The following is a 19,253-nucleotide window of genomic DNA, read 5'->3' as shown; positions in this document are numbered from 1 at the left end:
GGTCCCTCACATCCGGAAGACGCCGAAGCCGCCCCGCGCACCCTGGTAGGGCGCGGTGTGCAGGGCTGACAGGCACAGGCCGAGGACGGTACGGGTGTCGCGCGGGTCGATGACGCCGTCGTCGTACAGCCGCCCGGACAGGAACATCGGCAGCGACTCGGCCTCGATCTGCTGCTCCACCATGGCGCGCAGCGCCCCGTCGGCGTCCTCGTCGTAGGGCTGTCCCTTGGCGGCGGCCGACTGGCGGGCCACGATCGACAGCACCCCGGCCAGCTGCTGCGGGCCCATGACGGCCGACTTGGCGCTGGGCCAGGCGAACAGGAAGCGCGGGTCGTAGGCGCGTCCGCACATGCCGTAGTGCCCGGCGCCGTAGGAGGCGCCCATGAGGACCGACAGATGCGGCACCGTGGAGTTGCTGACCGCGTTGATCATCATCGCGCCGTGCTTGATGATGCCGCCCTGCTCGTACTCCCTGCCGACCATGTAACCGGTGGTGTTGTGCAGGAACAGCAGCGGGATGTCGCGCTGGTTGGCGAGCTGGATGAACTGGGCGGCCTTCTGCGACTCCGCACTGAACAGCACGCCCTGCGCGTTGGCGAGGATGCCCAGCGGGTAGCCGTGCAGAGCGGCCCAGCCGGTCGTCAGGCTCGTCCCGTACAGCGGTTTGAACTCGTCGAAGTCGGAGCCGTCGACGATCCGGGCGATCACCTCGCGCGGGTCGAAGGGGGCCCTCAGGTCGCCCGGGACGATGCCGAGCAGGTCCTCCGGGTCGTGCTTCGGCGGCTCGGCCGGCCCCGGATCGGGGTACGCCTTGCGGTGGTTGAGGCGGGCCACCACGCGCCGCGCCTGCCGCAGGGCGTCCCGTTCGTCCACGGCGAAGTGGTCGGCGAGTCCCGACACGCGCGCGTGCATCTCCGCGCCGCCCAGGGACTCGTCGTCGCTCTCCTCCCCGGTGGCCATCTTCACCAGCGGCGGACCGCCGAGGAACACCTTCGCCCGCTCCTTGACCATGATCACGTGGTCGGACATGCCGGGGATGTAGGCGCCGCCGGCGGTGGAGTTCCCGAAGACGACGGCAAGGGTGGGAATGCCGGCGGCGGACAGCCGGGTCAGGTCCCGGAAGACGGCGCCCCCGGGGATGAAGATCTCCTTCTGCGAGGGCAGATCGGCGCCGCCCGACTCCACCAGGCTGACGCAGGGCAGCCGGTTGGCGAGCGCGATGTCGTTGGCGCGCAGTGCCTTCTTCAGGCTCCACGGGTTGCTGGCGCCGCCGCGCACGGTCGGGTCGTTCGCGGTGATCAGGCACTCGACGCCTTCGACCACGCCAATGCCGGTGACCAGGGACGCGCCCACGGTGTGGTCGCTGCCCCAGGCGGCCAGCGGCGACAGCTCCAGGAACGGCGTGTCCGCATCCAGCAGCAGCTCGACGCGCTCGCGGGCGAGCAGCTTGCCGCGCCGCCGGTGCCGCTCCACGTACTTCGGGCCGCCGCCGGCGAGGGCCTTCGCGTGCTCGGCGTCCAGTTCGGCGAGTTTCGCGAGCATGGCCTCGCGGTTCGCCCGGTGGTCGGCGCCGCGCACGTCGACGGCGGAGGAAAGGACCGTCACAGCAGGGCCTCCGGGATGTCCAGGTGGCGGGAGCGCAGCCATTCGCCGAGGGCCTTGGCCTGCGGGTCGAAACGATGCTGGGCGGCGACGCCCGCGCCGAGGATGCCCTCCACGGTGAAGTTGAGGGCGCGCAGGCCGGGCAGCACATGACGGGTCACGGCCAGCGGCCGGCTCTCGGGTATCAACTGCCTGAATCTGTCGGCGGTCAGCTCGTGCACCAGCCACCGCCAGGCGTCGTCGGTACGGACCCAGACGCCGACGTTGGCGTTGCCGCCCTTGTCGCCGCTGCGGGCCCCGGCGACCAGCCCCAGCGGGGCCCGGCGGGTCGGCCCGGCGGGCGGCGGCGCCGGCGGGTCCGGCTCCGGTACGGCATCGAGCACCCGGGTGTCCTGGGGTCCCGGCACGGGGATACGGCGCCCGTCGTAGAGGACTGCCACATGGTCGACGGCACCATGGGGGACGTACACATCCTCGAAGACCCCATACGGTGTGCCCTTCCCCGGGGGTGCGAGCACATGGAAGCCGGGGTAACTGGCCAGCGCCAGCTCGACGGCGGCACCGCTGAGCGCCCGCCCGACGACCTCCTGATCATCGTCCCTGACGACGAGCCGCAGCAGCGCACTCGCTGCCTCCTCGGTGTCCGCGTCCGCCCGGTCGGTGCGGACCAGCTCCCACCGCACCTGCGCGGGCGGGGACTTGGCGAGCGCGTCGGCCATCTGCTCGCGCACCAGCGCCGCCTTGGCCTCGATGTCGAGCCCGGTCAGCACGAAGACGACCTCGTTGCGGAAGCCGCCGAGCCGGTTGACGCCGACCTTCAGGGCCGGCGGCGGAGCCTCCCCGCGTACGCCCTCGACCCGCACCCGGTCGGGTCCCTCCTGGGTGAGCCGTACGGTGTCAAGGCGCGCGGTGACGTCCGGCCCCGCGTACCGGGCGCCGCCCGTCTCGTACAGCAACTGGGCCGTGACCGTGCCGACGTCCACGAAGCCGCCGGTGCCGGGGTGCTTGGTGACGACGGCGGTGCCGTCCTCGTGGATCTCGGCGAGCGGGAAGCCGGGACGGCGGACGTCACCCTCGGCGAAGAAGGCGTAGTTGCCGCCGGTGGCCTGCGCACCGCACTCCAGCACATGTCCGGCGACCACGGCGCCCGCGAGCCGGTCGTACTCCGTGGGCGCCCAGCCGAAGTGCGCGGCGGCCGGCCCGGTGACCAGCGCCGCGTCGGTCACCCGCCCGGTGACCACGATGTCGGCGCCGGCCCGCAGGCACTCCGCGATGCCGAAGCCGCCCAGATAGGCGTGGGCGGCCAGGCCCGGGTGGGCGGCGGTCAGGTCGTCGCCCGCCACGTGCGCGACCCGCACCGGGACACCGAGCCGGTCCGCCAACGCCCGTACGGCGTCGGCGAGTCCGGCGGGATTGAGGCCGCCTGCATTGGTCACGATCCGGACCGAGCGCTCGTGCGCGAGCCCGAGGCAGTCCTCCAACTGCCGCAGGAAGGTACGCGCGTACCCGGCGCCCGGGTCCTTCAGCCGGTCCCGGGCCAGGATCAGCATCGTCAGCTCGGCGAGGTAGTCGCCGGTCAGCACGTCCAGTTCGCCGCCGGTCAGCATCTCGCGCATCGCGTCGAACCGGTCGCCGTAGAAACCGGAGGCGTTGCCTATGCGCAGCGGCTCGGTCACGACCGCTCCCCCGGCCCGCGCCGGGGCTCCCGCCCGGCACCCGGCGGCCCCGCGAACGCCTGCGCGATGTCCAGCCAGCGGTCGGCGTCGGCACCCACCGCACGCACCGCGAGGTCGGCCCGGTGGGCACGCTGGGTGACCAGGAGACAGAAGTCGAGCGCGGGCCCGGTGACGCGTTGCGCGGCGTCCTCGGGGCCGTACGCCCAGACCTCACCGGACGGGCCGACGACCTCCACCCGGAACTCCTCGGCGGGTGCGGGCAGCCCATGGGCGGCGAAGGCGAAGTCCCGGGCCCGCACACCGATGCGGACCACATGCTTCAGCCGGTCGGTGGGGGTGCGGACCACACCCAGGGCGTCCGCCACGTCCTGGCCGTGGGCCCAGGTCTCCATGAGTCGGCCGGTGGCCATGGATGCCGCCGACATGGGCGGGCCGTACCAGGGGAAACGCGCGCCGACGGGCGCGGCACGCAGGGCCTCTTCGAGCACGGTCCGCCCCTTGCGCCACCGCGCCAGCAGCGCGTCGGGCGCCTCCCGGGCCCCGTCCGCCGCGCCCTCGTCCACGAATGTCTCCGGTGCGGCGAGGGCCTTCTCGGCCAGCCCCCGGAACGCGTCCGCGTCGGTGACCGCGAGCAGCGCGGAACGGTCGGTCCAGGCGAGGTGCGCGATCTGGTGCGCGACGGTCCAGCCCGGCGCGGGGGTGGCGAGCGCCCAGCCTGTCGGCTCCAACGCGCTGACAAGCCGGTCCAGTTGCTGGCTCTCTGCGCGCAGATCGTCAAGGACGGGCATGGGGTCGGCCATGCGGAGGAGCATGGCAGCACCCCCAGAAACAATCAAGCACGCTTGCATGAATTGGTTTTCCACAACGCCGGTACCTGCGTGTTCGGCCTTCGCTACTCTCAGTGAAAGGAGGTGGTGGATGTGCGAAGCCGCGAACTGGACCCCAGCGCATCGCCGTTGGACTACTACGGCTACGAGTTGCGCCGGGCACGGGAAGCAGCGGGGCTGACGCTGGCGCAGTTGGGCTCGATCGTCTTCTGCACGGGGTCACTGATCGGCCAGATCGAATGCGCGGCAAGGGTGCCGCAGAGAGAGTTCTCCGAACGGGTGGACGCGGCCCTGGGAACGGACGGCTTGTTCTCACGGCTGGTGGGGTTGGTCCTGCGGAACCAGTTGCCGAGCTGGTTCCAGCCGTATGCGGAGATGGAGGCGAGGGCAACGAGCATCGCCACCTATCAGGCACAGGTGGTGTACGGCCTCCTCCAGACCCCCGAGTACGCGCGCGCCGTGCTGGAGGCGGGCCTGGCGGAAAGGCCGGACGAGCAGGTGGCGGCTCGGCTGGAGCGGCAACAGATCCTCACCCGGAAGCAAGCGCCGCTGGTGTGGGTGGTGCTGGACGAGGTCGTACTGCACAGACCGTTCGGCGGCCGGGGGGTCATGCGGGAGCAACTTACGCACCTGCTGTCTTTCCGAGACCGGCGTGAGGTGCGCTTGCAGGTGTTGCCGTTGGGAGTGGGCCAACATCCTGCAACAGCAGGCGGGTTCACAGTGATGCGCTTCAACGATCACGCCGACATCACTTACTCCGAGAACTACGACTCCGGGTTCGTGACGGCCAATGTGAGTATCGTCAGGGACTGTTCGCATCGTTACGATCATCTTCAGGCCACAGCTCTCTCCATTGAGGACTCGGCCAACCTGATCGCCCGCGTACGGGAGGAACGCTATGCAAAACAACCGGCATCTCACGGAAGCACGTTGGCGTAAGTCGTCTTACAGCGGAGGCACCGGAGGCGAATGCGTCGAATGCGCCCCCCTCGGCACCGCAACCTGGCGCAAGTCGTCGTACAGCGGAGACACCGGCGGGCAGTGCGTCGAGGTCGCCGACCTGACCCCCCACATAGCCGTCCGCGACTCCAAGCAGCCCACCGGAGCGCACATGACCTTCACACCGGCCGCGTGGGCCGACTTCCTGGCTCACGCCGCGCGGTAACCCAACACGGGAGGAACGCCATGCGGAACAACCGGAATCTCACGGGAGCCCACTGGCGTAAGTCGTCCCACAGCGGCGACACCGGCGGCGAATGCGTCGAGTGCACGCCCCTCGGCGCCCTCACCTGGCGCAAGTCCTCGTTCAGCGGCGGCACCGGAGGCGAGTGTGTGGAATGCGCGCCCCTCGGCACCGCCGCCTGGCACAAGTCGTCGTACAGCGGCGATAACGGCGGCGCTTGCGTCGAAGTCGCCGACCTCAGCCCCCACATAGCCGTCCGCGACTCCAAGCAGCCCACCGGCCCCCATGTGACCTTCTCCCCCACCGCCTGGGCCGACTTCCTGGCTCACGCCACGCAGTGACCCCGGTCACATGAGGTTGAACGGCCGGATCAGGCCTCGTGGCGGGCCGGGGCTGTGGTGGAGCGGAGTATCGGGTCGTTGCGCAGGACCAAGAAGGTGACGAGCAGGGTGAGCGCCTGCACCAGGGCGCACGCCCCGATGAGGCTGCCCAGGTACGGCGGCGGGGTGAGGGCGAGCAGGATGCCCGCGATGGGGAAGGGCAGCAGCAGGAGCAGGATGGTCAGGGAGAGGGTCGTGCCGAAGGCCGCGGGCGGGATGATCAGCGAGCGGAGGGTGCGCAGGACGATGGTGAGCCCTCCGTCGGCGGCCATGAAGAGGGCCACGAGGGCCACATAGCCGGTGTAGGACGGGGCCTGGGGCACGGCGAGGCAGGTGGCGGCCGCGACGGTTGCGCTGATGACGCCGACCCCCCACAGGCCGAGCCGGTCAAGGCCGGCCCGGCAGCAGGCGACCGCGATCAAGGTGGTGGCGGCGGCGATCGACCAGAGCGCGCCGACGGCAGCCGCGGACCGGCCGAAACGGTCCTCCACGAGGACGGGGCTGGCCGATTGCAGCAGTCCGAGCATGAGGTTGGAGCAGGCCAGTCCGGCCACGAGCCGTCGCAGGGACGGCAGGGAGCGCAGGGTTTCCCAGCCTTCCCGCAGGCCACCGCCCGGCGCCGGTCCGCCGCGGCGCGCGGCGCGCAGGGGTGTGGGCGGGGTCTGCAGGGCGAGTCCGGCGGACAGGAAGGACAGCACGCTCAAGCACGCCAGCATGCGCGTCGGGCCGGTGAGCAGGAGGGCACCGCCCAGGGCCGGGCCGATGAGGGTGGCCGTCTGGTCGATGCCGATCAGCACCGACTGCACCTTGTGGGCCTGCCTGTCGGTGCGGCGGCTGACGATGGCGCCGACCGCCTCGTTGGCGATGAAGCTGAACTGTGTCAGCGCCCCGGTCACGGCGGCCAGGGCCATGACGGTGACGGTCTCGGCCGTACCCGGCGGCAGTACGACCAGCACGGCAGCGGCGCCCGCCACCAGCAGGGCGCGGGCGAGCGAGGCGATGAAGCACACGATCGCCGCGCCGCTGCGATCCACCAGGGCGCCGGCGAGGCCGAACGCGGCCACCCGGGGTATCCACTCCAGTGCGAAGGCCAGGCCGGTCAGGGACGCGGAGCCGGTGGTGGCCAGCACGACGAGCGGCATGGCATAGGTCGACATGGAGTAGGCGAGGGCGTCGCAGGCGCGCGGTGCGTAGATACGCCGGAACAGGCTGCCCGCGGGGATGGCAGCGTGCCGGCCGGCCGGTTGGACCTCGTGCAAGGAGACGGTCACGTGGGGGCTTTCGCTGGGCGTGCACGGACGGACGGGGCGTTGCCCGCCGCTCACGCCGAGGAGAACGTCACAGTCGTCCAAACCGTGGGCATGGCACAACGGTGCACGTGAACTCCGCTCGAAACGCTGCGAGGTGAACGAGGCGAACATGGCGGTGGTCCCGCCACCCGCGGGGTAAACGGCCCTGTCCCTGTGTTCAGCGCGTTCCAGGTCCTGCGTGTCACGGGTGGCGGCCCGCGAAGTGATCCCGGGTGTTGCGGCAGGAGCGGTCCGGCGTCCCTCCCGCCGGCTGCGCGGCAAAGACCACTAGGGTCCCGGATCAGGAGACCCGGGACCCATCGGTGCTGGACGCTGCTGTCAGCGCGCGGCAGTGTGGACGGCCGCGCCCGCCGCAACGCCCTCGGGGGTGGCGATGGCCAGGAGGTCGGAGGTGATGGCTGCGGTCGGCGTCTCAAGGTAGAGACCGCCGGACCCGCCGACCGCGAGGCCGCCGGAGACGTTGTCCAAGTCGGCGTCGGAGATCTCGGCCGTCGCAACCTGGGGGGCGAGGTTCATCACGCGGTTCCCTTCGAATGAGCACTTTTGAATGGCAGCGTTCGCTCGCTCGGCTCCCGGTACCGGAATGCGTCCCCGCGAGTCGGCGCTACGCGAAGGATCAAAGCAGGCCGGCCATGGGGCGGCCAGCCGTGCGGGCCCCGGAGGGGACGCGGATCGACATGCGCCTTCACCGGTGTGACCACGCAATGACCGAGCGCACCGACTCCTTCACATGGCCTGCCGAGCAGGTGCAGACGTGACTGTTGCCACCGGTGCCCAGGGCGGTCACACCCGCGCCGAAGGCAGCGGCTCCCGGCTCATTCATGAATGATATTCAGGTTCGGTAGGACCTGGCGGTGAGCGGTGTGAGGGTTTATCGGATTTTCGGCATCCCCTCGGGTATGCGAGAGCCCGGCCCTCTCTTCACCAGCGGCACCCGACACGGCCCACAGACGGCCCGAGCCGTCGCCGGCGTGTTACGGCGCTGCCGGCGATCGAATCACCGGGTCGTCAACCCGGGCATAGATCTTGCCCTCGGTGTCGCAAACGGTGGCCTGGGACACGAAGTTCAACCTCGATTCGTCTGCGGCCTGATCGGTCCCGCTCATCCGGCGTCTTGCCCTGGTTAGTTCGGCCGGTCGGTGCAGCGGCCTTCGCATGCGCTGCGGGGGTGTCGGGCTCCAATCGCAAGGGGCACCCTTCTGCTGTCAGGGCGTCAGAACCGAGCCACCGCCGAAGGCGTAGCTGAATACCCGAGGTCGAACGTTCCTCAGCGATGCGTGATGAGTGCGTGCGGTGAGAAGCGACCGCCGTCAGACGACCGTCGCCAGTGCTGCGACCCGGGCGAACTCCTCCTCCAGGCGGTCCCGCCCGAGGGCCGCGAACTCCCGGTCCAGGTCCGCCGGTGTCACCCCGCGCAGCTCCACCATCGTGCGAGCGGCCCGGACCCACGGAGCCCACTCCGACCCGTACTTCACCTGCTCCATGTGACACCCAGGGATCGGCTGAAGCGTCACGGGGTGGTGGAGGGGACCGACCACACCCCACGCGGGCACGCGCCGCGCCCACGCCGCCACGAACCGCCCCCCGCGCAGGGCCCGGCAGACCTGGATGGAGATCCCGGCGCACGGCACACACACCGGCGGACTCGTCGTCCGCTCGCCTTCCCGGACCGGGCCGACACTGTCCCGCAGGAGAAACAGATGCGGACCGTGCGGGTCCGGCGGCATGCGGGAGCAGACCTGCACCTGCGGCCCTCACTTGGCGACACCCGCTGCGTAGTTGGCGCGGTCCAGAGGTGGGTGGCGGCGCTCTCGGACGGCGTCGGCGCGGTGCGGGCGGCGGGATTCGACAAGCCTCGCCCACGTGTCCTGCATCGCAACGATCGGCCTGCACCGCAGGGAAGTGCCGCCCCGGATTCGCAGCCGCTCCCACTGTCGGTGACGTCCCCCACCGCCTGGGCCGACTTCCTGGCGCACGCCACGCAGTGAGTACGCCCCATCGTCAGGCCGGTGGGAGTTCCGGTTCGGGCTTTGCCTTGCCGCGGCCAACTTGGGTGCGGACCGCGCCCATGCTGGCCGCGATGACCAGGGCGATGGCCAGGGACTGGGTCACGGTCAGGGACTGGCCGAGGATCAGGAAGCCCGCGGCGGCGGCTAGGGCCGGTTCCAGGCTCATCAGGATGGCGAAGGTGGAGGCGGGCAGGCGGCGCAGGGCGAGGAGTTCGAAGGTGTAGGGCAGGACGGAGGAGAGCACCGCCACCGCAGAGCCCAGCGCCACGGTGGTCGGGTTCAGGAGCCTGCTGCCCGACTCGGCGATGCCCAGCGGCAGGAACACCAGCGCCGCCACCGCCATGGCCAGGGCGAGCCCGTCGGCCTGCGGGAAGCGGCGGCCCGTACGGGCGCTGAAGACGATGTAGGTCGCCCACATGGCCCCCGCCCCGAGCGCGAAGGCGACGCCCAGTGGGTCGAGGTCGGCGAAGCTCCCGCCGCCCAGCAGAAAGACGCCGGCGAGTGCGAGGGCAGCCCAGACGGCGTTGATCGCCCGGCGGGAGGCCAGTACCGACAGGGCCAGCGGGCCCAGCACCTCCAGGGTGACCGCGGCGCCCAGCGGGATGCGGTCGGCGGCCTGGTAGAACAGGCCGTTCATCGCGGCCATGGTGATGCCGAAGACGATCACGGTGCCCCAGTCGGTGCGCGAGTGGCCGCGCAGCCGGGGCCGGCACACCACGAGCAGCACCACGGCCGCCGCGAGCAGCCGCAGCGTCACCACGCCGAAGGCGCCGGCGCGCGGCATCAGGGTCACGGCGAGCGCCGCGCCGAACTGGACCGAGATGCAGCCGGAGATGACGAGTCCGAGCGCCCCGAACCGGCGCGGTGCCGCGCCCTGCGCGGGGGCGGCCCCGGGCGGGGCGGTGGTCGAGGCGGAGGTCGGCGTGGAGGCGCTGCGGGTGGTCACGGGCGGTCCAGGGGATCGATCAGAGGGCGTTCATCATGATGTACTTTCGGGTCCAGAGTAGTTGACTTCCGTCAGGGGTGTGAACCCCTTATGCAACTGTCCTGGATGCTGAGACGAGCCGGTGCTCGTCCCCCGGGCCGAACCGCCGGCGGCCTCAGCGCCGCCCGTCCCGGGGCCCGAACTGCTCCAGCACCTCGGTGTCCGTGGCCCGCGCGTGCAGGAAGTAGTCGGCCCAGGCGGCGATGTCCGGGTAGGCGCACTCGGCGACCAGGCGGGCGACGGCGGCCGGGATGTCGTACGGCGTGACCCGCAGGTCGGCGCCGGGGCCGAGCAGGCACCAGTGGGCGCCGGACCGGCCGTAGGGCATGCCGACACTGCCGGGATTGACGACCAGGCGGCCATGGGCCAGGCGCACATAGGGCATGTGTGTGTGACCGCAGACCACGGTGCGGACGGCGGGGTCGAGGCCGGTGAAGACCTCCGCCCAGCGCTCGGGACGGGAGTCGACGAGCACGACCTCCTCGTCGTCGCGGGGTGTGGCGTGGCAGAACAGGACCGGGCCGAGGCCGGTGACGTCGAGGGTCAGGGACGTGGGCAGACCGGCCAGCAGGTCGACCTGGTCGGCGCGCAGGGCTTCGGCGGCGAACGGGGCGATGGGGTCGGGGATGCCGTCGCGTGCGCCGCGCCGGAACTCCACCAGTTCGCGGTCCGCGTTGCCCGAGACCCACAGGACCCGCTCGCCCTGCGCCCGCAGCAGGTCGATCACCTCGGCCGGCTGGGGACCGGCCGCGAGATCACCGGTGAGCACGACGCGGTCGGCGGCCATCACGTCGGGCTCGGCGAGGACGGCCTCCAGGGCGGGGAGCACGCCGTGGATGTCCGAGAGCACGGCGACACGGTCGAAGGGCATGCGCTCACCTTTCCCCGGCGTCCCCGGCGTCGTCCAGGGCCGCGGCCAGCACCTCCGCCAGGTGCCGCCCGCGGACCCCGGCCAGCTGCGCCAGCTGGGTGCGGCAGGAGAAGCCGTCCGCCAGGATCACCGTGTCCTTGGCGGACTCGGCGGCCTCGCGTACGGAGGGCAGCAGGCGTTCCTCCGCGCAGGCCACGGACACCTCGTAATGCCCTTTCTCGAAGCCGAAGTCGCCCGCCAGACCGCAGCAGCCGCCGCTGAGGTCGCCGGTCAGGCCCGCGGCCTCGCGCAGCCGCCGCTCGGCCGCGTCGCCGAGCACGGCGTGCTGGTGGCAGTGGGTCTGGCCGGCCACGGGCCGGTCCACCGCGGGCGGGCTCCAGTCGGGCGCGTACCGCTCCAGTGCCTCGGCGAAGGTGACGACGGCCGCCGCCAGGCGGGCCGCGCGCGGGTCGTCGTGGAGCAGTTCGGGCAGGTCGGTGCGGAGGGCGGCGGCACAGCTGGGTTCCAGGACGACGACGGGCACGGCGGCCCGCAGCACCGGCTCCATCAGGTCCAGGGTGCGGCGCAGCACCGCGCGGGCCCGGTCGAGCTGGCCCGTGGAGACGTAGGTCAGCCCGCAGCAGACCCGGCCCCGGCCCCGGAGGATCGCGAGCGGGTTCAGGCCGGCCCGCCTGCCGCCGCCCACCGGGGGCGCCGCCAGGTGCAGGGTCGGCGGGAGGGCCACGCGCAGTCCGGCGGCCTCCAGCACGCGGACGGCCGACCGGCCCACCGCGGGCGAGAAGTGCTCGGTGAAGGTGTCCGGCCACAGCACGACGAGGTCACCGCCGTCCGCCGGGGCCTGCTCGTGCCGCCGCCACCAGCGGCCGAACGGCTGTCCTGCCAGCCGCGGCAGGTCCCGTTCGGCCGCGATCCCGGCCGCCCGCTTGGCCAGGCGGGCGAGGGGCCGTACGGCGGCGAGCGCGTTGAGGGCGGGCGCCATGTGGGCGCGCGCCACCCAGCGCAGCCACATGGGCAGCCGGCCCATCGTGTAGTGGGCCGCCGGGCGGCGCCGTCCGGCGTAGTGGTGGTGCAGGAACTCGGCCTTGTAGGTGGCCATGTCGACCCCGACCGGACAGTCCGAGCGGCAGCCCTTGCAGGACAGGCACAGGTCCAGCGCGTCCCGGACCTCCGTGGAGCGCCAGCCGTCCGTGACCAGTTCGCCGGCCAGCATCTCGTGCAGCAGCCGGGCACGCCCGCGCGTGGAGTGCGCCTCCTCGCCGGTCGCCCGGAAAGAGGGGCACATGACGGAGGCGCCGGCCGCCGTCGTCGTACGGCACTTGGCGACGCCCACGCAGCGGCGTACGGCCGCGGAGAAGTCGCCGCCGTCGCCGGGGTAGCCGAAGGCGACGGGGACGGGTTCGCGGGGCAGGGCGGCGAAGCGGAGGTTCGCGTCGAGGGGTGCGGGGCGGACCAGGATGCCCGGGTTGAGCAGGCCGTCGGGGTCCCATACGGCCTTGGCCCGCTCGAAGAGGCCGACGAGCCGGGTGCCGTACATCTTCGGGAGCAGTTCGGCCCGCGCCTGCCCGTCCCCGTGCTCCCCGGACAGCGAGCCGCCGTGCGCCACGACCAGGTCGGCGACCTGTTCGGAGAAGGACCGGAAGCGGCCGACGCCGGCCTCGGTCAGCAGGTCGAAGTCGACGCGGACATGGATGCAGCCGTCACCGAAGTGCCCGTAGGGCGTGCCGCGCAGCCCGTGCGCGGCCAGCAGCGCGCGGAAGTCCCGCAGGTAGGCGCCGAGCCGGGCGGGCGGCACCGCGCAGTCCTCCCAGCCGGGCCATGCCTCCGTGCCGTCCGGCATCCGGGTCGCCGTGCCGCTCGCGTCCTCCCGGACCCGCCACAGGGCCCGCTGGGCGCCGGGGTCGGTGACGACGAGCGCGTCGACGGCGTCGGCCGCGCGGACGATCCCCTCCGCACGCGCGCGTGCCTCGGCCGCCGAGTCGCCGCCGGTCTCCACGAACAGCCAGGCCCCGCCCCGGGGCAGCCCGGCAGTCGAGGGCACCAGGTCGGCCGCCATGCCCTCCACGGTGAGCGGCCGGTGCACCAGCAGGCCCGCGGCGGCGTCGGCCGCGGCGCTCTCGTCGGGGTAGCCGAGCACGGCCAGGGCACGCGCGCGTGGGTCCTCGACGAGCCGTACGACCGCCTGGGTCAGCACGCCCAGCGTGCCCTCCGAGCCGCAGAAGCAGCGGGCGACGTCGGCGCCGCGCTCGGGCAGCAGCGCGTCCAGGGCGTACCCGGAGATACGGCGGGGCAGTTCGGGGAAGCCGGTGCGCAGCAGCGCCAGCTCGCCCTCCACCAGGGCGCGCAGGCCCTGCGGGGCGCCCGCCCAGTCCGGTCCCGGCCGCAGCCGTTCACCGCGGGCGGTGCACACCTCCAGTTCCCGGACGTTGTCCGCGGTGGTGCCCCAGGCCACCGAGTGCGCGCCGCAGGAGTTGTTGCCGATCATCCCGCCGAGCGTGCACCGGCCGTGGGTGGACGGGTCGGGGCCGAAGCGCAGGCCGTGCGGTGCCGCGGCCTCCTGGAGCCGGTCGAGGACCAGGCCGGGCTGGACGACGGCGGTGCGGGTGCCGGGGTCGATGTCCAGGACCCGGTTCATATGGCGGGTGAAGTCCAGCACCACGCCGGTGCCGGTGGCCTGCCCGGCGATCGACGTACCGCCGCCGCGGGCCACCACCGGCACGCCGCGTGCCCGGCACACGTCGAGGACGGCGGCGACGTCGTCGGCGTCCCGCGGGGCCACCACCCCGAGCGGGATCCGCCGGTAGTTGGAGGCGTCCATGGTCGTCAGCGCCCGGGACGTGACGTCGAAGGCGACCTCACCCCGGACGGCCCCGCGCAGCTCGACCGCAAGATCCGTCATACCCCCAGCAAACCAGCCGCCCGGCGAGCACGGCAGCCACCGGAACGCAGGCGCTTGCCCCAGCACCCCCACACACGGGGCACGGGGCCTGCACGGCGGACGCCGAGCACTCCGAGGACGGGCACGGGAGCCGGGGCCCCAGGCGGGGATGGGGCGCGGGCACATGGGCGTGGCCCACACCCACCGGAGCCGACCCTTTCGGGCGCGGACGCGGAAGCCTTCGAGCACGGCGCCAGATCCTCGGGCGCGCACGGGAAGCCAGGGCCCCCTGGAATCCGCTGGGATCCGCCCCGCCGGGCGCCGCGGGGAGCACCGTGAATGTGGGCGAGCCGCGCCGCCGGGACCCTCGGGCACGAATGGAGCCCGGGGCCGCGTTCGCAGGGGGCAGTCGGGCGTGCGAACGGGGGTCGCGGGGCGGCCATCGGGTCGCCGCCAAGGGCCGGGGCGCCCATCGGATCATCGGCGCCGCGCGGCGCCGAAGCCGTCACCGGCGCGGAGCCGGTGGGCGTGCGCGCCGGTGCCGGGCCCCCGCGCACGGGTGTCGGCCACGCGAGGGCGCGTCGTCCGAAACGCCGTCTCAGCCGACGGACGAGGTTTCGCCCGGGTTTCTTCCGCGGCTAACCTCACCTCGTGGCTGAGATCCAGATTCCTGCTGACATCAAGCCCGCGGACGGTCGGTTCGGCGCGGGTCCCTCCAAGGTCCGGGTGGAGGCGCTGGACGCGCTGGCCGCCACCGGTACGTCCCTGCTGGGCACCTCCCACCGCCAGGCCCCGGTGAAGAACCTGGTCGGCCAGGTGCGCGAGGGCATCGGCGCCCTGTTCTCGCTCCCGGACGGCTACGAGGTCGTCCTCGGCAACGGCGGCTCCACCGCGTTCTGGGACATCGCCACCCACGGGCTGATCGAGAACAAGTCGCAGCACCTCACGTTCGGCGAGTTCTCGTCCAAGTTCGCCAAGGCCGCCAAGCTGGCGCCGTGGCTGGCCGAGCCCACGGTCATCGCCACCGACCCCGGCACCCACCCGGAGGCACGGGCCGAGGCGGGCGTCGACGTCTACGCCTTCACGCACAACGAGACCTCGACCGGTGTCGCCATGCCGATCAGGCGGGTGGCCGGCGCCGACGAGGGCGCGCTGGTGCTGGTGGACGCGACCAGCGGCGCCGGCGGCCTCCCGGTCGACATCGCCGAGACCGACGTCTACTACTTCGCCCCGCAGAAGTCCTTCGCCTCCGACGGCGGCCTGTGGATCGGCGTGTTCTCCCCGGCGGCGATCGAGCGCGCCGAGCGGATCCACGCGAGCGGCCGGCACGTCCCCGAGTTCTTCTCGCTGCCCACGGCGATCGACAACTCGCGCAAGAACCAGACGTACAACACCCCGGCGCTGGCCACCCTGTTCCTGCTGAACCAGCAGCTGGAATGGCTCAACGGCCAGGGCGGCCTCGCCTGGTCCACGGCCCGCACCAAGGACTCCTCGACCCGCCTGTACTCCTGGGCGGAGGAGTCCAAGTACGCCACCCCGTTCGTCGCCGAGGCGGCCAAGCGCTCCCAGGTCGTCGGCACGATCGACTTCGCCGACGACATCGACGCGGCGGCCGTCGCCAAGGTGCTGCGCGCCAACGGCATCGTCGACACCGAGCCGTACCGCAAGCTCGGCCGCAACCAGCTGCGCATCGCGATGTTCCCGGCCGTCGACCCGGCGGACGTCGAGGCGCTGACCCGCTGCGTGGACTACGTGATCGAAAAGCTCTGACCGCTTCCGTACGGCGCTGACCCGCCGCTTCCGGTACGGCGCACGGGCGCCCGGTGCTTCGTCGCCGGGCGCCCTTCGCTCGTGCGGGCCGGTCAGGTGGCCGTGCAGGTCAGGCTCGGCACGCTGCCGCCGCCCGGCGCGCCGCCGAAACCGAAACCGGCCGAACCGCCCGCGGCGATCGCCCCGTTGTGCGCGGCGTTCACCGCCGTGACGCTCGCCCCGCTCTGGGTGTACGTGGCGTTCCACAGGGAGGTCACCCGCTGCCCGCCGCTCCACGTCCAGGTCACCTTCCAGGAGGTGATGGGGGTGGTGCCGGTGTTGGTGATCCGCACATCGGCGTTGAAGCCGCTGCCCCAGTCGCTGCTGACGGTGTAGACGGCGCTGCACGCGGGCGTGCTCCCGCCGCCGTCGTCGTCGCCACCGCCGCCCGGGAAGCCGGGCGCCTTGACGCTCGCCAGGTATCCGTCCTTCACGGTGTCCACGGTCGTCCAGTCGTCCTTCAGGATGCCGCCGGTGTCACCGGAGTTGGGGTTCCACGACCAGAACGTCCAGTGGAAGCTGTCGGCGCCGTACGCCGCCGTCGGCCGGAGGTAGTCCACCAGGGCGGCCAGCCACTTCTGGTCCACGGTGGACTGGAGCGTCGTACCGAACTCACCCACCCACACGGGGGCGATGTTCTGCTTGAAGATGTAGCCCCAGTACCTGTCCCAGACGCCGGGCATGTTGGCGGGGAACGTGGGGTCGCTGAACCAGCTCTGCTGGGCGACGCTGGTGGCGTAGTCGTGGGCCGAGTACACGACCCGGTTGGGCACGTCGAGCTGGACCGGATACTGGGCGACGCCCATCAGGTTGCCGCCCCACCACCCGGAGACCCCGTTGTACGTCTGCACGCCCTCGACGAAGACCAGCAGGTCGGGGTTGGCGGACAGGACGGCGTCGCCGGCGCGCTGCGCGGCCAGCCGCCAGTCGGTGGCCTGGTCGCCGCAGCCCCAGCAGGCGGGGTCGTGCGGCTCGTTGTGCAGGTCGATGCCGATGACGGTGTCCTGGCCCCGGTAACGGGTCGCCAGCGCCTTGAGGTTGGCGATCCACGTCGACTCGGGGACGGCTGCGGTGTACCAGAGCGCCGACTGGCCGCCGGAGTCGGGGCGGTGCCGGTCGAGGATGACCTTCATGCCGTCCTGGCCCGCGTGGGCCACGATGCGGTCCATGACCTGGAGCGAGGTGAGCCCCTGGAGGTCGGCGTTCTTGCCGCCGGAGAAGTCGATGCTGTCGGGGACGGTGCCGGACTTGAGGATGTCGTCGCTGTAGGGCAGCCGGATGGTGTTGTAGCCGAGCGACTTCATCTGGTCGATCATGCTCTTGTAGTCGCGGGACCAGAGGCCGTGCACGACGTGGTTGCCGGTCTCGAAGCCGAACCAGTTGATGCCGGCGACGCGCACCGGCTGTCCGGCCGCGTCCAGGATCTGCCGGCCGCTGGTGTGCCAGTAGCCGGCCCCGGCGTCGGCCGCGGCGTGCGCGGGCCCGGCGGCGACCAGGGCGGCCAGGGAGAACAGCGGTAACAGGAGCGCCGCGGCGACGGCACACAGCGCCCTTCGCCATCCGCGGAAGCGGGACATGGGGCGGCCGGACGTGTGGCGGCCGACCATAGAGCGGCCGGACGCGCGGCGGCCGGGCATAGAGCGGCCGGACGCGCGGCGGTCGAGCATAGGGCGGCCGTACGTGTGCCAGCCGAACATAGAGCGGTCGGACACGTGCCGATCCGACATGTTCCGGTCCGACACGTGAGGGCCGGACACGTGCGGCCCGGACACGTGTGGGTCGGACATATGGCAGCGGAACATATGGCTGAGTCCTCTCGGGGAGGCGCGGCCCCGGAACTCATGGGAGCGCTCCCATGCACCGCGCACCACCCAGCAAACTGGCACACCATGCACGCGTCAAGATGCGCGGCACGCGCCGCCCGCGCTCAGTCGCGGCGGCGCAGCCGACGCAGCCAGAGCAGGGCGACGGCGGCCACCGCGACGAGCCCGGCGACCTTCAGGCCGGAGCCGGCGCTCACGCCGCCCGCCCCGCCGGCCGCGGCGTGCCCGTTACCGGAGGACGGGGCGGAGCCCCCGCCGCCCCCGGGCGCGTCCTCGGCCGTCACCGAACTACCGGCGCCCTCGCTGCCGTACAGCAGCTTGGTCCCGTCCGCCGAGTAGGTCACGGACTCCCCCTGCCGCTGCAAGGGCACGTCGAGCCGCTGCCGGCGCCGGATGTCGCCGCCGTTCCAGTCGTAGAGGATCCCGCCGAAGTAGCCGCGCACCGCGAGTTGCCGGCCGTCCGGCGAGAAGGCGGCGTCGGTGGCCCACAGGTCGACCGGCGCGACCGGCTCGAAGACGTTGGTGCCGGACGCCGACAGCCGCGCGGGCCCCTCGTACAGGTGCCCGCCGTCCTCCTTCTTGTCGATGATGTACACCCGTCCCGTTGTGGGGTGCACGGCCAGCGACTCCGCGTTGCGCGCGCCGTTCGCGTACTTCACCACGTACTGCGTCGCGCGGATCGTCTGGTCCTTCAGCGTCCTGGGCTCGGGCAGCCGGTAGATCCAGACGTACGGCCACGAGCCGTCGAGGTTGTCGCCGATGTCACCGACGTAGATCTGGTTGCCGGGTCCGATGGAGATCGCCTCGACGTCGCGCGGGGAACCGATGCCGCTCAGCGTCACCGTGGCGACGGTCCTGCCGGTGGCGCCGTCCACGGCGTAGAGGTACGGCCCGTCGTCGCTGTCGTTGTGCGTCCAGTAGATGCCCGGGTGCAGCCGGGAGGCGGCCAGGCCACTGGACTCGGTGATCCGCGGGTCCTGGATCGTGAACCCCCCGTCACCGTCGGCCGCGGAGGCGGGCGGCACGGCGAGGGCACCCGTGAGCAGGGCCCCGGCGAAGAGGGCCAACGATCGACGCATGACCCAAGCCTGCCATCCCGGCCCGCGGCCGGCCCGACGTGGTGGGCCTCACACCCCGCCCGCCGCCGTGATCGACCATCATGAGCGGATGCTCAGGTTGATGCCCGTCGGTGATTCCATGACCATCGGAAGCGCGGGCGACCACACATGGCGTTACCGGCTCTGGCGGCACCTGTGCGCGACGTACGGCGGCCCGTTCACGCTCGTCGGCCCGCGGGAGACGCTGTACGACAAGTCCGCGGACGCGCCGACCTCCTACGCCTACGCCGAGCCCGACTTCCCCCGCGGCCACCTGGCCGGCTGGGGCGAGGGCTGGCTGCACATGGCCCCGCTGATCGGCGAGGCGATCCGCGAGCGCCGGCCGGACGTGCTGCTGGTCTCGCTGGGCCTGATCGACCTCGGCTTCTACACGGACGCCGAGCAGACCGCCCGCAACGCCCGCGCCTTCGTCGCCGCCGCGCGCGAGGCCGACCCGGCCGTCCGCATGGTGCTGCTCCCGGTCATCCCGAACATCCGCGCCGCGACGGACCCGCACTTCGCCGACCAGGTGACCCGGTTCAACGAACTGCTGGCGAAGGCGGTGGCGGACCTGGACGAGCCGTCCTCCCCGCTCCTGCTGGCCTCCCTACCGGAGCCGTACGACATCCACACGGACACCTACGACGGCACCCACCCGAACCGGAGCGGCGAACACAAACTGGCGGAGGCGTTCGCGGGGGCGATGTGGGGGGCGTGGGGGATCGGGCACCAGTACGCGGCCGGAACAAGTTGACCGATTTACGGCGTCTCCTGGTCACGGTGCGTATCGTTGTACCGCGCGGCCG

At 72.4% G+C, this 19,253-nt stretch carries 16 protein-coding genes; 5 read left to right on the top strand and 11 right to left on the bottom strand.

Annotated features, from left to right (window positions below; all coding sequences use genetic code 11):
- Positions 1 to 6 precede the first annotated feature (6 nt).
- The 3 genes from AC27LF_RS19675 to AC27LF_RS19665 are packed head-to-tail and all read right to left on the bottom strand — an operon-like array spanning position 7 to position 4,078.
- On the bottom strand, positions 7 to 1,605 hold the full coding sequence (locus tag AC27LF_RS19675) for an acyl-CoA carboxylase subunit beta (protein WP_479657432.1): 1,599 nt from the start codon (positions 1,603 to 1,605) through the stop codon (positions 7 to 9).
- On the bottom strand, positions 1,602 to 3,278 hold the full coding sequence (locus AC27LF_RS19670; protein ID WP_479657433.1) for an acyclic terpene utilization AtuA family protein: 1,677 nt from the start codon (positions 3,276 to 3,278) through the stop codon (positions 1,602 to 1,604). Before AC27LF_RS19670 ends, AC27LF_RS19675 begins: the two co-directional genes overlap by 4 nt.
- Positions 3,275 to 4,078: a TIGR03084 family metal-binding protein gene (locus AC27LF_RS19665; RefSeq protein WP_479657434.1), complete on the bottom strand. Its 804-nt coding sequence runs from the start codon at positions 4,076 to 4,078 to the stop codon at positions 3,275 to 3,277. The genes AC27LF_RS19670 and AC27LF_RS19665 overlap by 4 nt, the downstream gene beginning before the upstream one ends.
- A gap of 111 nt (positions 4,079 to 4,189) precedes the next feature.
- Here AC27LF_RS19665 and AC27LF_RS19660 point away from each other — a divergent pair, with 111 nt between their 5' ends.
- Genes AC27LF_RS19660 through AC27LF_RS19650 form a run of 3 tightly spaced genes read left to right on the top strand, consistent with a single transcriptional unit; the run spans position 4,190 to position 5,629 of the window.
- Positions 4,190 to 5,044 carry a helix-turn-helix domain-containing protein gene (locus AC27LF_RS19660; RefSeq protein ID WP_479657435.1) on the top strand — a complete coding sequence of 285 codons (855 nt, stop codon included), beginning with the start codon at positions 4,190 to 4,192 and terminating at the stop codon, positions 5,042 to 5,044.
- Entirely contained in the window at positions 5,004 to 5,270 is a 267-nt protein-coding gene (locus AC27LF_RS19655) for a DUF397 domain-containing protein (protein ID WP_479657436.1), read from the top strand. The genes AC27LF_RS19660 and AC27LF_RS19655 overlap by 41 nt, the downstream gene beginning before the upstream one ends.
- Before the next feature lie 20 nt (positions 5,271 to 5,290).
- Positions 5,291 to 5,629, top strand: coding sequence for a DUF397 domain-containing protein (locus AC27LF_RS19650; protein WP_479657437.1), 339 nt, complete (start codon positions 5,291 to 5,293; stop codon positions 5,627 to 5,629).
- Positions 5,630 to 5,658: 29 nt separating this feature from the next.
- Here the strand turns inward: AC27LF_RS19650 and AC27LF_RS19645 are convergent, their stop codons facing one another.
- The 6 genes from AC27LF_RS19645 to AC27LF_RS19620 form a co-directional block, all read right to left on the bottom strand.
- Positions 5,659 to 6,939, bottom strand: coding sequence for an MFS transporter (locus AC27LF_RS19645; protein WP_479657438.1), 1,281 nt, complete (start codon positions 6,937 to 6,939; stop codon positions 5,659 to 5,661).
- 357 nt (positions 6,940 to 7,296) lie between these two features.
- Positions 7,297 to 7,494, bottom strand: a complete 198-nt coding sequence (locus AC27LF_RS19640; protein ID WP_479657439.1) for a hypothetical protein — start codon at positions 7,492 to 7,494, stop codon at positions 7,297 to 7,299.
- Between the two features lie 794 nt (positions 7,495 to 8,288).
- Entirely contained in the window at positions 8,289 to 8,462 is a 174-nt protein-coding gene (locus AC27LF_RS19635; protein ID WP_479657440.1) for a hypothetical protein, read from the bottom strand.
- A 517-nt stretch (positions 8,463 to 8,979) separates the two neighbouring features.
- Positions 8,980 to 9,933, bottom strand: a complete 954-nt coding sequence (locus AC27LF_RS19630) for an EamA family transporter (protein ID WP_479657441.1) — start codon at positions 9,931 to 9,933, stop codon at positions 8,980 to 8,982.
- A 154-nt stretch (positions 9,934 to 10,087) separates the two neighbouring features.
- Positions 10,088 to 10,843 (bottom strand): metallophosphoesterase family protein, encoded by a 756-nt coding sequence (locus AC27LF_RS19625; RefSeq protein WP_479657442.1) that lies wholly within the window; start codon positions 10,841 to 10,843, stop codon positions 10,088 to 10,090.
- 4 nt (positions 10,844 to 10,847) lie between these two features.
- Positions 10,848 to 13,739: an FAD-binding and (Fe-S)-binding domain-containing protein gene (locus AC27LF_RS19620; RefSeq protein WP_479657443.1), complete on the bottom strand. Its 2,892-nt coding sequence runs from the start codon at positions 13,737 to 13,739 to the stop codon at positions 10,848 to 10,850.
- A 630-nt stretch (positions 13,740 to 14,369) separates the two neighbouring features.
- Here AC27LF_RS19620 and serC point away from each other — a divergent pair.
- On the top strand, positions 14,370 to 15,488 hold the full coding sequence (gene serC, locus AC27LF_RS19615) for a phosphoserine transaminase (RefSeq protein ID WP_479657444.1): 1,119 nt from the start codon (positions 14,370 to 14,372) through the stop codon (positions 15,486 to 15,488).
- Between the two features lie 92 nt (positions 15,489 to 15,580).
- Here serC and AC27LF_RS19610 read toward each other — a convergent pair whose 3' ends face one another.
- Both AC27LF_RS19610 and AC27LF_RS19605 read right to left on the bottom strand, forming a co-directional pair.
- Entirely contained in the window at positions 15,581 to 17,104 is a 1,524-nt protein-coding gene (locus tag AC27LF_RS19610; RefSeq protein ID WP_479657445.1) for a cellulase family glycosylhydrolase, read from the bottom strand.
- Positions 17,105 to 17,454: 350 nt separating this feature from the next.
- Complete coding sequence (locus AC27LF_RS19605; protein ID WP_479657446.1) at positions 17,455 to 18,429, bottom strand: TolB-like translocation protein; 975 nt, start codon at positions 18,427 to 18,429, stop codon at positions 17,455 to 17,457.
- An 88-nt stretch (positions 18,430 to 18,517) separates the two neighbouring features.
- Between AC27LF_RS19605 and AC27LF_RS19600 the strand changes: the two genes are divergently transcribed.
- Complete coding sequence (locus AC27LF_RS19600; RefSeq protein WP_479657447.1) at positions 18,518 to 19,201, top strand: GDSL-type esterase/lipase family protein; 684 nt, start codon at positions 18,518 to 18,520, stop codon at positions 19,199 to 19,201.
- Positions 19,202 to 19,253: the final 52 nt, after the last annotated feature.

This window comes from Streptomyces diversicolor (assembly GCF_057537855.1).
The sequence above is the reverse complement of the archived record's forward strand: the minus strand, read 5'-3'. Positions and strand labels throughout refer to the sequence as shown.

Coding starts and splice junctions, on each gene's coding strand:
- AC27LF_RS19665 (WP_479657434.1), bottom strand. CDS start 4,078: ATGGCCGACCCCATGCCCGTCCTTGACGATCTGCGCGCAGAGAGCCAG.
- AC27LF_RS19655 (WP_479657436.1), top strand. CDS start 5,004: ATGCAAAACAACCGGCATCTCACGGAAGCACGTTGGCGTAAGTCGTCT.
- AC27LF_RS19650 (WP_479657437.1), top strand. CDS start 5,291: ATGCGGAACAACCGGAATCTCACGGGAGCCCACTGGCGTAAGTCGTCC.
- AC27LF_RS19640 (WP_479657439.1), bottom strand. CDS start 7,494: ATGAACCTCGCCCCCCAGGTTGCGACGGCCGAGATCTCCGACGCCGAC.
- AC27LF_RS19635 (WP_479657440.1), bottom strand. CDS start 8,462: ATGGAGCAGGTGAAGTACGGGTCGGAGTGGGCTCCGTGGGTCCGGGCC.
- AC27LF_RS19625 (WP_479657442.1), bottom strand. CDS start 10,843: ATGCCCTTCGACCGTGTCGCCGTGCTCTCGGACATCCACGGCGTGCTC.
- AC27LF_RS19620 (WP_479657443.1), bottom strand. CDS start 13,739: ATGACGGATCTTGCGGTCGAGCTGCGCGGGGCCGTCCGGGGTGAGGTC.
- AC27LF_RS19610 (WP_479657445.1), bottom strand. CDS start 17,104: ATGTCCCGCTTCCGCGGATGGCGAAGGGCGCTGTGTGCCGTCGCCGCG.
- AC27LF_RS19605 (WP_479657446.1), bottom strand. CDS start 18,429: ATGCGTCGATCGTTGGCCCTCTTCGCCGGGGCCCTGCTCACGGGTGCC.
- AC27LF_RS19600 (WP_479657447.1), top strand. CDS start 18,518: ATGCTCAGGTTGATGCCCGTCGGTGATTCCATGACCATCGGAAGCGCG.